At 61.6% G+C, this 12,839-nt stretch carries 17 protein-coding genes; 10 read left to right on the forward strand and 7 right to left on the reverse strand.

What is annotated here, in order from left to right; translation table 11 throughout:
• Window positions 1-8 precede the first annotated feature (8 nt).
• Both NKJ12_RS01805 and NKJ12_RS01810 read right to left on the reverse strand, forming a co-directional pair.
• The gene (locus tag NKJ12_RS01805; protein WP_352507052.1) at window positions 9-1,271 is read right to left on the reverse strand and encodes a DUF763 domain-containing protein; all 1,263 of its coding nucleotides are present in this window, start codon (window positions 1,269-1,271) and stop codon (window positions 9-11) included.
• Window positions 1,272-1,374: 103 nt separating this feature from the next.
• A complete protein-coding gene (locus NKJ12_RS01810) occupies window positions 1,375-2,079 on the reverse strand; it encodes an MgtC/SapB family protein (protein WP_352476927.1) in 705 nt (234 codons plus the stop codon).
• Between the two features lie 225 nt (window positions 2,080-2,304).
• Here NKJ12_RS01810 and NKJ12_RS01815 point away from each other — a divergent pair, with 225 nt between their 5' ends.
• Together NKJ12_RS01815 and NKJ12_RS01820 are read left to right on the forward strand one after the other, a co-directional pair.
• On the forward strand, window positions 2,305-2,472 hold the full coding sequence (locus NKJ12_RS01815) for a hypothetical protein (RefSeq protein WP_352507053.1): 168 nt from the start codon (window positions 2,305-2,307) through the stop codon (window positions 2,470-2,472).
• Window positions 2,473-2,502: 30 nt separating this feature from the next.
• A complete protein-coding gene (locus NKJ12_RS01820; RefSeq protein WP_352701083.1) occupies window positions 2,503-3,501 on the forward strand; it encodes an ATP-dependent DNA ligase in 999 nt (332 codons plus the stop codon).
• Between the two features lie 135 nt (window positions 3,502-3,636).
• On the opposite strand, the gene NKJ12_RS01825 is transcribed toward NKJ12_RS01820, so the two are convergent.
• Together NKJ12_RS01825 and NKJ12_RS01830 are read right to left on the reverse strand one after the other, a co-directional pair.
• Window positions 3,637-4,164 carry a YciE/YciF ferroxidase family protein gene (locus NKJ12_RS01825; RefSeq protein WP_254815759.1) on the reverse strand — a complete coding sequence of 176 codons (528 nt, stop codon included), beginning with the start codon at window positions 4,162-4,164 and terminating at the stop codon, window positions 3,637-3,639.
• A gap of 167 nt (window positions 4,165-4,331) precedes the next feature.
• A complete protein-coding gene (locus NKJ12_RS01830; protein ID WP_502904640.1) occupies window positions 4,332-5,081 on the reverse strand; it encodes a Crp/Fnr family transcriptional regulator in 750 nt (249 codons plus the stop codon).
• Window positions 5,082-5,579: 498 nt separating this feature from the next.
• Here NKJ12_RS01830 and NKJ12_RS01835 point away from each other — a divergent pair, with 498 nt between their 5' ends.
• Window positions 5,580-5,777: a hypothetical protein gene (locus NKJ12_RS01835; RefSeq protein ID WP_254815757.1), complete on the forward strand. Its 198-nt coding sequence runs from the start codon at window positions 5,580-5,582 to the stop codon at window positions 5,775-5,777.
• Between the two features lie 291 nt (window positions 5,778-6,068).
• On the opposite strand, the gene NKJ12_RS01840 is transcribed toward NKJ12_RS01835, so the two are convergent.
• Window positions 6,069-6,233, reverse strand: a complete 165-nt coding sequence (locus tag NKJ12_RS01840) for a DUF3309 family protein (protein WP_023677107.1) — start codon at window positions 6,231-6,233, stop codon at window positions 6,069-6,071.
• A gap of 309 nt (window positions 6,234-6,542) precedes the next feature.
• Here NKJ12_RS01840 and NKJ12_RS01845 point away from each other — a divergent pair, with 309 nt between their 5' ends.
• A complete protein-coding gene (locus tag NKJ12_RS01845; RefSeq protein WP_352701084.1) occupies window positions 6,543-6,854 on the forward strand; it encodes a hypothetical protein in 312 nt (103 codons plus the stop codon).
• Window positions 6,855-6,928: 74 nt separating this feature from the next.
• Here NKJ12_RS01845 and NKJ12_RS01850 read toward each other — a convergent pair whose 3' ends face one another.
• Entirely contained in the window at window positions 6,929-7,153 is a 225-nt protein-coding gene (locus NKJ12_RS01850; protein WP_352701085.1) for a hypothetical protein, read from the reverse strand.
• 276 nt (window positions 7,154-7,429) lie between these two features.
• Here NKJ12_RS01850 and NKJ12_RS01855 point away from each other — a divergent pair, with 276 nt between their 5' ends.
• Entirely contained in the window at window positions 7,430-7,951 is a 522-nt protein-coding gene (locus NKJ12_RS01855) for a DUF4142 domain-containing protein (RefSeq protein ID WP_352647974.1), read from the forward strand.
• A gap of 233 nt (window positions 7,952-8,184) precedes the next feature.
• Window positions 8,185-8,427 carry a polymerase gene (locus tag NKJ12_RS01860; RefSeq protein WP_254815753.1) on the forward strand — a complete coding sequence of 81 codons (243 nt, stop codon included), beginning with the start codon at window positions 8,185-8,187 and terminating at the stop codon, window positions 8,425-8,427.
• 117 nt (window positions 8,428-8,544) lie between these two features.
• Here the strand turns inward: NKJ12_RS01860 and NKJ12_RS01865 are convergent, their stop codons facing one another.
• The gene (locus tag NKJ12_RS01865) at window positions 8,545-9,333 is read right to left on the reverse strand and encodes a DUF1236 domain-containing protein (protein WP_352701087.1); all 789 of its coding nucleotides are present in this window, start codon (window positions 9,331-9,333) and stop codon (window positions 8,545-8,547) included.
• Between the two features lie 202 nt (window positions 9,334-9,535).
• On the opposite strand from NKJ12_RS01865, the gene NKJ12_RS01870 reads away from it, so the two are divergent.
• The 4 genes from NKJ12_RS01870 (at window position 9,536) to NKJ12_RS01885 (ending at window position 12,827) form a co-directional block, all read left to right on the forward strand.
• The gene (locus NKJ12_RS01870) at window positions 9,536-9,835 is read left to right on the forward strand and encodes a DUF1236 domain-containing protein (RefSeq protein ID WP_254815751.1); all 300 of its coding nucleotides are present in this window, start codon (window positions 9,536-9,538) and stop codon (window positions 9,833-9,835) included.
• Window positions 9,836-10,143: 308 nt separating this feature from the next.
• Entirely contained in the window at window positions 10,144-10,992 is an 849-nt protein-coding gene (locus NKJ12_RS01875) for a MetQ/NlpA family lipoprotein (protein ID WP_352686244.1), read from the forward strand.
• A 100-nt stretch (window positions 10,993-11,092) separates the two neighbouring features.
• Window positions 11,093-12,190, forward strand: a complete 1,098-nt coding sequence (locus NKJ12_RS01880) for a methionine ABC transporter ATP-binding protein (RefSeq protein WP_352507059.1) — start codon at window positions 11,093-11,095, stop codon at window positions 12,188-12,190.
• A complete protein-coding gene (locus NKJ12_RS01885) occupies window positions 12,171-12,827 on the forward strand; it encodes a methionine ABC transporter permease (RefSeq protein WP_352701088.1) in 657 nt (218 codons plus the stop codon). Before NKJ12_RS01880 ends, NKJ12_RS01885 begins: the two co-directional genes overlap by 20 nt.
• Window positions 12,828-12,839 lie beyond the last annotated feature (12 nt).

Below are 12,839 nucleotides of genomic sequence, written 5' to 3' on the forward strand. Positions count from 1 at the left end.
CGAGCCGATCACTTCGTTGATTTGACTGCGGCCGTTTCGGGTACACCCTCCCAACCGAAGGCGCTGCGGCCGCCGAGCAGATGCGATTGCTCGAACTCCCCGGCGACGATTTCCTTCAGGCTTGGGCCGGTGACATAGCGCTCGACCTGCCGCGACTGGTCGTCCAGCCGCCGCAAGGCGCCGATCTCTTCGTCACGGCCGAGCCTGGCCTTGTGGACAGCCGACTTCAGCACGCCGATCGTCTCGTCATAGACTTTCAGCGGCACAGGGAACGGGTGCCTGTCCTTGCCGCCATGCGCCAGCGAGAAGCGTCCTGGATCGGAAAAACGGCACGGCGCGCCATGCACGACTTCGGCGACCAACGCCAGCGCCCGCACCGTGCGCGCGCCGACATTGGGCACGAGGAGAAGCTCGGCGAAATCCGTCGGACCGCGCTCGGCCGCCGCGGCGATATTGCCGTGCAGGCGGCGCATGACGACATCACTTTCGCGCACATCGTGGTGCGCCGGCATGACCAGATGCGGCAGCAGCTTTTGTGCCGGGTCCGGCGCTGGCGCCGAACCCCGCTCCAAAGCGGCAAGTTCCCTCACGATGCGATCCGGTCCAAGGTCGTGCAGAAGGTCCAGTTGTCCCTGGCGCGACGCTTCGGCGCGGCGGTCGGTCAGGTTGACGATCTCGCCCTGATTGGCGCCCTCGATGGCAGCATGCGGCTGGTCGACAAAGCTCTTCAGGCCCTCGGACAGCCAGTGATAGCGGCGCGCCACCTTGCTGTCGCCGTTCATGCCTTGCTGCACCACCACCCACTTGCCGTCGTCGGTGACGATAAAGCCGTGCAGATAGAGATCGAAACCGTCCTGGACCGCGGCGCTGTCCACCTTGGCGACAAGCCGGCTGGCAGTCGCGAGGCCTTGCCCGTCGAGACCGACACGCTCGCCGATCAGGGCGAGCTCATGCGGGGTCTTGCGCGAATGCGCGCCGCGGCCGCCGCAAACGTGGATGCCGAGTTCGCCGGAAAGCGGCGACAGACCGCGCTTCAACGCTCCGACGACGCTGGTGGTGATGCCGGAGGAATGCCAGTCCATCCCCATCACGGCGCCAAAAGACTGGAACCAGAACGGATGCGCCAGCCGGCGCAGCAATTCATCGCGGCCGTAATGGTGGATGATCGCCTCGCACATGACCGCGCCAAGCCGCGTCATGCGGTCGCCAAGCCATTTCGGTACGCGCCCGCCGTGAAGTGGGAGATCAGCACTTCCCGATCGCTGTGCCACGGTCTTTTGCTTGCTCCTTGAGTCCTGCCTCGACAGATAGGTATCGAAAGGGGTGTGGAGAAGCTATGGCCTGATTCAGGCCGCGATCGTTGCAAGCCGCCAGCTACCGGGCAGGTTCGCTGAGGAGATCAAACTTCTGGATCTCGCAATGCTCGCCCACCGATTCCAGCAGATCTATTGGCGGTGCGCCAGTGTCCGGCCGCCTCCAACTGATCTCGAACGAGAAAACAGGGTCTTTGATATCCGGGCGCCTCTCTATCGCGACGAGGCGTGCCCGGTAGCCAAGCGGCCCGATCATCGTATCGAGTTCCTGTCGGGCTGCGGCCTTCCAGGTCACTGCCAACTGGGCGTGGTGTTCGCGCGAAATTCGAAGATCCACCCATTTCAGGACGAGCAAGGTGGCCAGCGTCAGTGCGGTGCCGGCCGCGCCCAAGCCGTATTGGCCACCACCGAAAGCCAATCCGATCGCCGTCATCACCCACAATGTGGCCGCCGTGGTGACGCCGCTGACAAGACTGCCACGGCGAAGAATGGCGCCACCGCCGATAAAGCCGACCCCGGTCAGCACGCCCAGCGGAAAGCGCAAGACGTCCATCGATGCAAACGAATCCGGGTGCTTGCCAACGGTTCCCAGCAGAATGCTGGCCTGGACCATTGCGATGGCAGCCGCCAACCCTACCAGCACGGTGGTGCGTAGCCCCGCCGCGTGCCCGCGCGCCTCCCGGTTGAGGCCTATCAACAGGCCGGCGAGTGCGGTCAGAAGCAGTCGTGCCGCGATGTCCTGCCAAACCGGAACAACGAGGAGCATCGCGGTCACCCGTCGGGCCAGGCGCTGCTGGCCAGGAATAGCGCCATGGTCAAAGCGAACAAGGGCAAGAGCGTCTTCATCGCAAATTCTTTTTGTCGATAAGCAACAAACGATGCGCCTGGATTTTGGTTGCGCCGCCGACGATTCACCCGGCGATGGGCAGCGGCGGAACAAAACCTTCGGCCTGCGGATTGGTGGGTTCACGCCAACGAAGGATTTGCAGTCATGGTCCGCTTGCTGCTTGCTGGAGCCGTCGCTTATCTGGCCTATCGCATCACCAAGGAGATCGGTGGGTCTGGCGAGGTCGATCCGCTGTCGCCTTCAGCCGACCAAGCCGGCCGCAAGGCGCCGAGGCAGCAAAGCGGGGCACAGAGGAATGGCCGACGGCGGTAGCGAATGCCGTAGCGGCGGCGCGGGCCAGCCATGACCGCATTTCCGTTGCCGCTCGACCTTCGTCCGATGGAAGCCAAAGCCGCCGATGCAATTCCTCGCGACGACGGGCTTTGGCAATACGAGCCGAAATGGGACGGGTTTCGCTGCCTCGTGTTCAAGGGCGACGATGCCGTCGATCTGCGTGCAAAATCGGGCAAGCCGCTCGGCCGCTATTTTCCCGAGCTGGTCGCGGTGCTGCGCGATGTGCGCTCGCGACGGTTTGTTGCCGACGGCGAGATCGTCATCGAGGTCGACGGATCGTCCTCGTTCGAGGCCCTGCAAATGCGCCTTCATCCCGCCGAAAGCAGGATCCGCAAGTTGAGCCTCGAGACACCCGCCATGCTGGTCCTGTTCGACATGCTGGCCGAACCCGGCGGCAGGATCATCATCGAAGAGCCTCTCACCACCAGGAGGCAGGCGATTGAGGCCTTTGTCGCGACGGCGGCACGGCCCGAACTGCACCTCTCCAAATATACGCACGACGCCGCCACCGCCGAGCGCTGGCTGCAGGGCGCCGGCCACGGCTCCACCGACGGTGTTGTTGCAAAACTGATCGCCGGGCCATACCGGCCCGGCGAGCGCGCCATGGTCAAGGTAAAGCGACTGCGCACTGCGGATTGCGTGGTCGGCGGCTTTCGCTATCTCGCCGGCAGCAACGAAGTCGGATCCCTGCTGCTTGGCCTCTACAATAACGAAGGCAGGCTGGACCATGTCGGGTTCACCTCGACCATCGGCAAGGACGACAGGGCAGCATTGACCAGACGGCTGGAAAAACTGCGCGCCAAACCGGGTTTCACCGGCAAGGCGCCGGGCGGACCAAGCCGCTGGAGCACGGAGCGGAGCGGACAATGGGAACCGATAAAGCCTGAACTGGTGGTCGAGGTTCGGTTCGACCATGTGACCGGCGACCGATTCCGGCACGGAACCAAGCTGTTGCGCTGGCGGCCGGACAAGGAGCCCCGGCAATGCACGTTCGAGCAGATCGAGTAACTCCGCTCCGAGGCACCGGTTCAAGGCTCCAGCCGCCCGCTCTACCGTTCATGACGGACCAATGCAGAATTCACCGGTTCGCCGCGGCCAACCGAGCCTTGGCAACATTTCCGAGGCTCGGTTGCGGTTTTGAAATCAAGCGGCTTCTTGCATTGCGCGTTCGTTGACACCGCTTTCGCCGAGCTTGGAAAGCGCTTCGTCGGTCGCGACCTCTTCCTTGAGAGTTGCCCTGAGCAGCTCGACCACGTCGCTCTTGCCAAGTTCTTCCGCCCACGCGATCAAAGTGCCGTAGCGAGCGATCTCGTAATGTTCGACAGCTTGCGCCGCACCGACAAGCCCGGCGTCGAGCGCGGGAGCACCATTATACTCCTCGAGCATTTCCGAGCCCTCTTCGATGATGCCGTCAATCGCCGGACAGGTTTTGCCGCGGGCCGGCTTGCCGAATTTCTCGAACACCTCCTCGAGGCGGTCGACATGTCCTTCGGTTTCCATGCGGTGTTTCTCGAAAGCGGCGGTCACTTCTTCCGACTCCGCGCCCTTGGCCATTTTGGGCAGCGCTTTCAGTATCTTCTTCTCGGCGTAGTAGAGGTCTTTAAGCCCGTCGAGGAACAGATCCTCAAGGCCCTTGCTTGCCGCCTTCGCGGCCTTTTTCGTGGTCGCCATGATCCTCTCCCGAATGGTTGGTGCCGCCTCGCAAAGTGGAGGCGTCCGATAACCCTCCGACGGGAAACAAGTTCCCTGACGCGACGGGAGCTTTGAAAATTTTTCCGACCCGCGTGTGGTGTCGCAAGGGCCTCGACCTGCGGCAGCAATCGGCGAGGAAAGCGCCGTCAGCGCTCGCCGATATGCTCGAACAGGCGGGTGTATTCGGCCTCGGCCAAGCCGTAGCCGCCATCTGCCAGTGCGACGAGACCATCGCGGTCGCGGATGATAATTTCGCCGCGGCGGGACCGGATGAGCCCTCGCCCCTCAAGCAGCTGCAGCGCGACCGTGACACCCGGGCGCCTTACGCCAAGCATGATCGACAGGAATTCGTGAGTGATCGTCAGCCGGCCGCCGTCCACCCGATCGTCACACATGAGCAGCCAGCGCGCCAGCCGGTCTTCAAGTTTCGATCGCGCGTTGACCAGCGCGGTAAAGCCAGTCTGTACATGCAGATATTGCACGTAGCGCAGCAAGAACAGCCGCAGCGTCGGGCTTTGTGTCAGCGCCGCTTTGAACGGCTCGGCGTCGATCTTGGCGGCTTCTCCCGCCAGCTGCACATAGCAATCATGGACCGTACGGTCGTCGCCCATTATCAGGGCCGAGCCGGTCATACCTTCCAAGCCGACAAGGCCAACTTCCGCATCGCTGCCGTTCGGCATTTTCGCAACCACGGAACCGATACCCTCCTCGAGGAAATAGATGGCCTCGATCGGCGATCCGGACACTTCGAGCGATTGCCTTAACTCCAGCGAACAGCGCTCGATGTGCGGCTCGAGAGATGCGAAATCGCCGGCGCTCATTCGGCGCAACAGCTTGTTTTTGTATGGATTTTTATTGGAATATGGATTCTTATTGGAAGTTGCTGGATCAGACATAGCTGGGCCCAAAACAGGGCAAGAGCTTTTTTATCTCCCAGCCGTCCGCGCCCGGTATAACCTGCGAACGATCGCGCTTATATAAGCACTGAAAGGTATGGAGCCTACTAAATAAAAAAATGAATCGATGCACGGCAGTTCTCCTGCCGCTTGCCTACGAAAACATCCGGCTGAAAGTTAGTGTTGGAAACGTACCAAAGACGGCTTGGTACGAAAACGACAATTGAGATCGCCGAACTCGAAAGAGCCCGTCGCGAGGGATGCAACGGGCTCCATTCGGGCGTCGTGGGCTACGCCCAGTGATCCAAATGAGGGTGGGTTGGATCGCAGCAACAATGCAGGTGCGAGACAGTCGTTCCCAAACTGTCTGCTTGGTAATTTCTGTACATTGAGTTTGGACGAGAGCGGCGCTAATTGAATTGGAGTCGTCCACACAGGCATGGCGAGTGGACGCTTGAAAGACGCTTCGCGCTTTCGCCCTTTTCAAGGGAGGATGGCATGTCGATGCAAGGTGCAGCAACTCCAGCCGAACTGAGCGTGCTGAGAAAAGCGCTCGACGACTGCTGCCGCGAGTTGGGTGTTGCGGACGACAGTCCTGTCCGCGAGCGGTTGGCAGCCCGTATCATGTCGCTGTTCAACGAGGGTGTGCTCAGCGCCGATCTGAAAGAAGCGCTGGCCGCCGATCGCCAACACTAAGCTGCTGCTATGGTGGCGTCCTCGGCGCCGAAAGATTCGGCACCGAGTCGCCCTTTCTGGCCAGGGTCCCGGTTTGCCAAGGATACTTGGAATCTTGTCTTTTCACGACAAAACGCCCGGCGCTTATTACCAGGCGGCAGGCGTTTTTGTCGCGAGCGTGACACTAACGCGTGTCGCGCTTGACCGGCCTCATGCGATGCACTTTAGGTTCCTGTTTTATGCATGTCGTTATCACAAAACCGCTGCACACCCTCGGGTCAAGCCCGAGGGCATGCTTTTGCGCGACATGCATCAAATGCGCCCAAGCAGGACCAGGATAATGACGATAAGCAGCACCAGGCCGAGGCCGCCACCACCGTAATAGCCGGTGCCATAGAACGGTCCGCCGCCCAAGCCGCTGAAGCCGCCAAGCAAGGCAAGGACCAAGATGATGATGAGAATGGTTCCAAGGCCCATGATGTCTGCTCTCCTTGTTTGCGCTGCCGCCATTCGCATCAGCGCGTCGCATTGTACAAAGGTATGAACTCGCAAGAAGCATTCCTGTTCCGGCGGGACGGTAAGGCGTACACTCATGCGGCAAGCAAAATGCCGGGCCGTGCCGTCAGAAAAGTCCACAGATGCATGCCTGCAGAGAATGGCATGGCGGCCGCCTTGAACACCTGAGAACATGCTGAAATTCATGGGGAATTTGTCGGAACCTTCGCCCGCCCGAACGGTTGTTTTCTTAGTCGCAACGCGACGACCCTCGTAAAAAGGAGAAGCATCATGTTCACGAAAATTCTCGCAGCTTCCGCGCTTACGATCGGTCTGGCCACGTCAGCGATGGCCCAGAACGTCGGCGATCCCTACGGAGACGCTACCGACGGCAGCGGGCGGACGATCGTGGTCCCGGATAATGGCGGCCCTGACAGCGGCACGGATTCGACCATCACCAACAGCATTCGCGATTTCTCAAGGACGAATTCGAATGCCGACCGGAATTGCCCGCCAGGCCCGCAGGGGGCTCTGCCCGATGCGACCGGCAAGGCTCCTGGCACGATGGCCCCGACGGTGAACGACAACCACTGCGGCAAGTAAGCGCCCGGTGATCACAGCACCAGGCCGCGGAGCATAGGCTCCGCGGCCTGTTGGTTTTTGCCGCAAATTAGCGCCTAACGGCCGCGGTGGTCAAAACTGACCGCGATCTCCCGACCGTCCAACGCGCGAACGATGAAGCCAACCAGCTCCTCGTCGGTTTGCCGGAACCAGGGAAAGCGTCTGCGCAAATCGGCTATGACGACGGTGGTCGAGAGAATATCGCCGGAATGGTAGTCGGCCATGACGGTATGAATGGCTTTGTCGGTATCCATACCAAGCGGCGACTTGATCTGCCCCACGGAAGCCTCCACCCATCTCTCCCGGCCAACGATAGCAAGACCGCGGCAAAGCGAAAGAGCTTGTACGATTGCGTACGATCTCGCCGCGTGCGTTGCAATTTGCGGGACGCAGCCGGCGTCCTTTGTTTTGCGTTTCCAAACTATTGTCTGGCGTCGCGGCGGCTCTGGCGCCACGACCAGGCAACCTCGCTGCAGCTTCCGCGTTGAGCCATCGAGGGATGACATCAGCCTCGGAGAGCTCCCATGAAAACACTTCTATCCATCACTGCGGCAGCGATGATGGCCGGCGCGCCTTTGGTTGCTTTTGCCCAATCGGCGACGCTGACGCCTCTAACGACCGACACCATGAGCAAGGTTGACACTGCGACGTTCGTCAAGACGGTGCCCATCGCCAATACATTCGAAATCGAATCGAGCCGACTTGCGCAGACGCAGGCGAAGGCCGACGACGTAAAAGCCTTCGCGGCGCAAATGGTCACGGACCACACCAAGGCCGACGAGGAGTTCAAGGCGGCGCTCAGCAAGGGTCAGACGACTTCGGCCACCGCGCCAGCCGGCCCGCCGCTGGACACCAAGCACCAGGCGCTGCTCGACCAACTCAAGGAGGCCAGCGGGGACAGCTTCCAATCGAAATACATCGACATGCAGACCCAGGCGCATAAGGAAGCGGTGGCGCTGTTTTCCGCTTACGCAAATTCCGGCGACGATCCGGCGATGAAGGAATTTGCCAAAAAGACGCTGCCGGTGCTGCAAATGCACGAACGTCACGTGAAGGATCTCGCTGCCGCGCATCAATGAGGGCGACGACCGCCAGCGGTTTCGCCAACGGAGACGCCGGGCTTGAAGGGAGCGGCTGTCGTCGGCCCCGGGAACAAAGTACCGAGAGTGCCGTTATTCACTTGGCCTATTCCCGGGAGGATCCAATGGGAGGCGGCATTCGCGAGGCGCCGAGGGCAGTAGAGCTGGGTTTCGGCGCCGTTCCGATTGCCGCTGTCACAGGCTGAATCGATTTCCGGCCGGGACAGGTTACCATGCGCTACGGCGAGATATTTGCAAACGCAACGGCGCTCTTGTTGCTGGCGCTGATGGTTGGCGGCATCTTCATCTTGTTTGGAGAACCGCTGTGGCCGCGGCACTACGCGAGAATGGTGCTGGTCCCGAATATTGATGCCATGGCCACCGCGTCATTCCGAACAAGGTGCGCTCCAAGTCCATGCCTGCCCGACACCATCGATCAGACCATGCTGGCTCCTCGCCCCGAGGACGGACCGTGATCTGCGATTTGCAGACGCTGCAACGCTGTGGAGCGGGATGCGGTAAGGCCCGCCGCGCAAGTCGCGCCGCGGGCTTACCGGTGCAATCAAACGGTCTTGCAAACCGTCCGGCTACAACTAGGTCAGGATAAGCACGATCTTGTAGGTATTCGGATCGACGATGACGATCCGGCCATCGGCCAGCACGAAATATTCATAGGATTCGTAAGCCGGAACGATCTTGACGATGCGCGCCGGCAGACGATGCAGCCGGACCTTCTTTCGCGGAACCTCGACGCCGACAGAGATGTCGAAATCGACATTGGAAACCGGTTGGACATTCGTTTCCTTGATGACCTGGGTAATTTCTGTCTTCTGTTCAACGGTCACATTGCTGATGGAAGCGGTCGAACTCTGGTCCTGCGTCTGCGTAGAGGCGTTGCCCTGAGTCTGCTCGCTGGTCGTGGTCCCAGTCTTGCTCTGAGCCTGCTCCTCGGTCTTCATTTTCGTGTTGCCTTGGGCCTGCTCGGTAGTGGTGGTTCCGGTTTTGCCCTGGGCCTGCTCGTCGGTTTTCATTTTGGTGTTGCCCGTGGCCTGCTGGTCAGTCGTGGCGCCAGCCTTGCCCTGAGCTTGCTCGTCGGTCTTCATTTTCGGCTTGCCCTGAGCCTGCTGGTCAGTCGTAGCGCCAGCCTTGCCCTGGGCTTGCTCGTCGGTCTTCAGCTTTTTGTTGCCCTGCGCCTGTTGTTCAGTCGTAGCGCCGGCCTTGCCCTGGGCCTGCTCGCCCATCTTTGCGCCATTTGGACAGTTGGCAGTGCCGGCTGCGCAATTGGCGCCGGACTGGTCGTCGGTCGACTGCTGCGTCTGGGCAAGTGCCGCTCCGCAGCTGACGCTGATTGCTAGCATGCTGGTAATCAGAACGCCTTTCATGAGAGATCTCCTTGGAAAATGCGTCCCTTCACCGCGTAAAACTGCGGCTAAAAAACTTTGTTCCAAATTAACCGAGCGAAACGGCAAGCGATCCGAGCGGCGGAACAAGCTTTGCCCGGTGACGTTACCGACCTAGCGACCCCGCTGCGAACGGCATGACGCGGCGCAGCGCAGAGGTGGCTCACGACGAAAGGAGACGATCATGAGAATGCATCTTTCCGCGGCTGCGGCTGGGTTCTTGCTGCTTGCGGGTGTTGGCGCCGCTGCGGCCCAGGACGTGGTCATCGAACCGCAGCAGGAGACGATCGTACGCGAGTATGTGAAAAAGCAGCCTCTGGCGTCCGTCCAGCTTCCCGGCGTGGAGCTCAATGTCGGCTCGACACTGCCCGATACCGTCGAGCTTCATGAAGTTCCCAGCGTCAAATACCGCTACGTCGTCGTCGACAATCGGACCGTCCTGGTCGATCCTGGCACGCGCAGGATCGTGAAGGTCATCGAGTGAACAAGCGCGTCGCTTTGAAGGGACATGCGGCGCGTCCAGCATTGTCGACATCCCAGACTGCTGCCCTTGTTGGGCATTCCGACGCAGAAAGGCCCGCCGTTCCGACGCACGGCGGGCCACATAGCGAGTCACCACGCCAGGCGGCAGGGTCCTGTGCTCGCCAGGCCAGAAACTTTGAGAGAATATTCCCGGCTCCTCATCTGGTGTGAAATACTGTTCTTTGATCTGGCGATCAGCATTTCCGATGATGCCCGCAAGGCTTCGCATTCCGCCTGGCCGCAACGATTGCAAAACCGATGAGATTGACCATGCCTGGGAACACCAACACTTCGCTTCAATTCTTCTCGGCAACTATAAGCCGGCGCGCCGGCTTCGCTGTACTTCTTGCATCAGCGGTTGCGATTGTCAGCCTTGCTGCGCCGTCGTTCGCCGAGGACAAGACGGCGGTCAAGGTCGGCATCATGAGCGGCGAGGACGAGGACGTCTGGCGCGTCGTCACCGCCCAGGCGGCGGAGAGGGGCCTGACGATCGAGACCGTGGTGTTCAACGACTATACCCAGCCGAATGAAGCGCTCGAGCGTGGCGAAATCGACGCCAACGCCTTCCAGCACAAGCCCTATCTCGACAACCAGATCAAGACGCAGGGCTATCACATCGTCCCGGTCGGCTATACCGGGGTCTGGCCGATCGGCCTTTATTCCAAGAAGTACGCGAATATTGCCGACCTGCCCGAAGACGCGGTCATTGGCGTGCCGAACGACCCGTCCAATGAGGGCCGCGCACTGCGCGTCCTGCAGAGCGAACATCTGATCAAGCTCAGGGAAGGCACCGGCATTCTGGCGACGACCACCGACATCGCCGAAAACCCGAAGCACTTGGTCATCAAGGAGCTGGACGCAGGCATCGTCGGGCGCTCGGTGGAAGACCTCGACGGGGCCGTAGTCAACACGGATTGGGCGCTTAAAAGCGGCCTCACACCGGAGAACCGCATCGCCCAGGAGGCGGTGGCCGACAATCCCTATCGCAATTTCATCGCGGTCAAGGCCGGCAATGAAAACCAGCCCTGGGTAAAGACATTGGTCGCTTCCTATCAGAACGAAAAGGTGAAGGCCGAATTCGACCGGGTCTACAAGGGAACTGGCATCAGCGCCTATTGATGCCGAGCTCAACTGGGCGCTGAAGCCCGGCATGATAAAGCGGTCCGCGCTTCAACGCGGACCGCGATCGCGTTTGCGGGACACCAATACAGGAACTTTTATGAACCAGCATTTCGCCTCGGTCACCGAAGTCACGCATCCCGTCGGCGGCCGCTCCGCGGGATCGAACGATGTCGTGCGCCTCATCGAGCTGAAGCGCCGTTTCGGCGCGACAGCGGCGCTGGACGGCGTGTCGCTCAGCGTGCGCCAGGGCGAGATCCTCGGCATCATTGGCCGTAGCGGCGCCGGTAAGTCGACGCTGATACGCTGCCTGAACGGCCTGGAGCGGCCGGATTCAGGACAGGTCTTCATCGAAGGCCGCGACATCAGCCGGCTCGGCGAGCGCGAATTGCAGCCGCTGCGCCGGCGCATCGGCATGATCTTCCAGCATTTCAACCTGCTGTCCGCCAAGACGGTCGAAGACAATGTAGCGCTGCCGCTCAAGATCGAAGGCCGGCCCAGGGCCGAACGCCTGGCGCGCGCCGCCGAGCTGCTCGAGCTTGTCGGCCTGTCAGAGAAGGCGAAAGCCTATCCGGCGTCGCTGTCGGGCGGGCAGAAGCAGCGCGTCGGCATTGCCCGGGCGCTTGCGGCGCGCCCGGCGCTGCTGCTGTCGGACGAAGCGACCTCGGCGTTGGACCCGGAGACGACGCGCTCCATCCTTGCCTTGCTCAGAGACATCAACCGGCAGCTCGGCCTGACCATCCTGCTCATCACGCACGAGATGGAGGTGATCCGTTCGATCGCCGATCGTGTCGCGGTGATCGACACTGGGCGGATCGTCGAGCAAGGCCCGGTCTGGTCGGTTTTTGCGGACCCCAAGTCGGCGATCACGCAGAGCCTGCTCGGCGGCATCCGGCCGCAATTGCCGGCAGAGATCGCAAGCCGGCTAACGCGGAACGCCGGCGTGGAGGCGATCCTCAGGATCGACGTGGCCGGTGAGGCCGCGCGAAGCCCGCTTTTGTCCGATCTTGCCTCGGCAGTTCCCGGCTCGTTCCGCCTCGTGCATGGCGGCATCGATCACGTCCAGCAGCAGCCGGTCGGGACACTGTTCGTTGCGGTCGCCGGCAGCAATGAAGCTCACCTGGCAGAGGTGATCGCGTTCTTGAAAGCCCGCCAAGCGCGGGTGGAGGTGCTTGGCCATGTCGCCGGTTCTGTTTGAGCTTCTCGTCCGTTCGATCTGGGAAACGATCCTGATGACGGCCGCCTCCGGCCTCATCTCGCTGGTTTTCGGGCTGCCGCTCGGCCTGGCGCTGGTCGCCACCGACCGCGGCGGCATCGCCGAAAACCTGTGGGTGAACCGCGCGCTTGGCGCTGTCATCAACGGCTTCCGCTCTGTGCCTTTCATCATCCTGCTGGTTGCGCTGATCCCGGTGACGCGGCTGATCGTCGGCACCTCGATCGGCACCTGGGCAGCGATCGTTCCGCTGTCGATCGCGGCGACGCCCTACTATGCCCGGATCGCCGAAGTGTCGCTGCGTGAGGTCGACCACGGGCTGATCGAAGCGGCGCGCGCCATGGGCGGCAACCGCTGGACGATCATTCGCGAGGTGCTGGTGCCCGAAGCGCTGCCCGGCATCGTCGCCGGCTTCACGGTGACGCTGGTGACGCTGATCGGCGCCTCGGCGATGGCCGGCGCCATCGGCGCCGGCGGGCTCGGCGACCTCGCCATCCGCTACGGTTACCAGCGCTTCGAAACGTCAGTCATGATCGCCGTGGTCATCGTGCTGGTCGTCCTGGTCTGCGGCATCCAGTGGGCCGGCGACCGGCTGGTCGCGAGGCTGGATCACCGCACCTGATCGTTGGCCGCA

Origin of the sequence: Mesorhizobium sp. M0195, from assembly GCF_040322115.1 — a bacterium.
GTDB lineage: Bacteria > Pseudomonadota > Alphaproteobacteria > Rhizobiales > Rhizobiaceae > Mesorhizobium.

Bases quoted from the DNA above. Each gene is read 5' to 3' on its own strand.
- NKJ12_RS01810 (WP_352476927.1), bottom strand. From the start codon at position 2,079: ATGCTCCTCGTTGTTCCGGTTTGGCAGGACATCGCGGCACGACTGCTT.
- NKJ12_RS01815 (WP_352507053.1), top strand. From the start codon at position 2,305: ATGGTCCGCTTGCTGCTTGCTGGAGCCGTCGCTTATCTGGCCTATCGC.
- NKJ12_RS01820 (WP_352701083.1), top strand. From the start codon at position 2,503: ATGACCGCATTTCCGTTGCCGCTCGACCTTCGTCCGATGGAAGCCAAA.
- NKJ12_RS01825 (WP_254815759.1), bottom strand. From the start codon at position 4,164: ATGGCGACCACGAAAAAGGCCGCGAAGGCGGCAAGCAAGGGCCTTGAG.
- NKJ12_RS01830 (WP_502904640.1), bottom strand. From the start codon at position 5,081: ATGTCTGATCCAGCAACTTCCAATAAGAATCCATATTCCAATAAAAAT.
- NKJ12_RS01835 (WP_254815757.1), top strand. From the start codon at position 5,580: ATGTCGATGCAAGGTGCAGCAACTCCAGCCGAACTGAGCGTGCTGAGA.
- NKJ12_RS01840 (WP_023677107.1), bottom strand. From the start codon at position 6,233: ATGGGCCTTGGAACCATTCTCATCATCATCTTGGTCCTTGCCTTGCTT.
- NKJ12_RS01845 (WP_352701084.1), top strand. From the start codon at position 6,543: ATGTTCACGAAAATTCTCGCAGCTTCCGCGCTTACGATCGGTCTGGCC.
- NKJ12_RS01855 (WP_352647974.1), top strand. From the start codon at position 7,430: ATGATGGCCGGCGCGCCTTTGGTTGCTTTTGCCCAATCGGCGACGCTG.
- NKJ12_RS01860 (WP_254815753.1), top strand. From the start codon at position 8,185: ATGCGCTACGGCGAGATATTTGCAAACGCAACGGCGCTCTTGTTGCTG.
- NKJ12_RS01865 (WP_352701087.1), bottom strand. From the start codon at position 9,333: ATGAAAGGCGTTCTGATTACCAGCATGCTAGCAATCAGCGTCAGCTGC.
- NKJ12_RS01870 (WP_254815751.1), top strand. From the start codon at position 9,536: ATGAGAATGCATCTTTCCGCGGCTGCGGCTGGGTTCTTGCTGCTTGCG.
- NKJ12_RS01875 (WP_352686244.1), top strand. From the start codon at position 10,144: ATGCCTGGGAACACCAACACTTCGCTTCAATTCTTCTCGGCAACTATA.
- NKJ12_RS01880 (WP_352507059.1), top strand. From the start codon at position 11,093: ATGAACCAGCATTTCGCCTCGGTCACCGAAGTCACGCATCCCGTCGGC.
- NKJ12_RS01885 (WP_352701088.1), top strand. From the start codon at position 12,171: ATGTCGCCGGTTCTGTTTGAGCTTCTCGTCCGTTCGATCTGGGAAACG.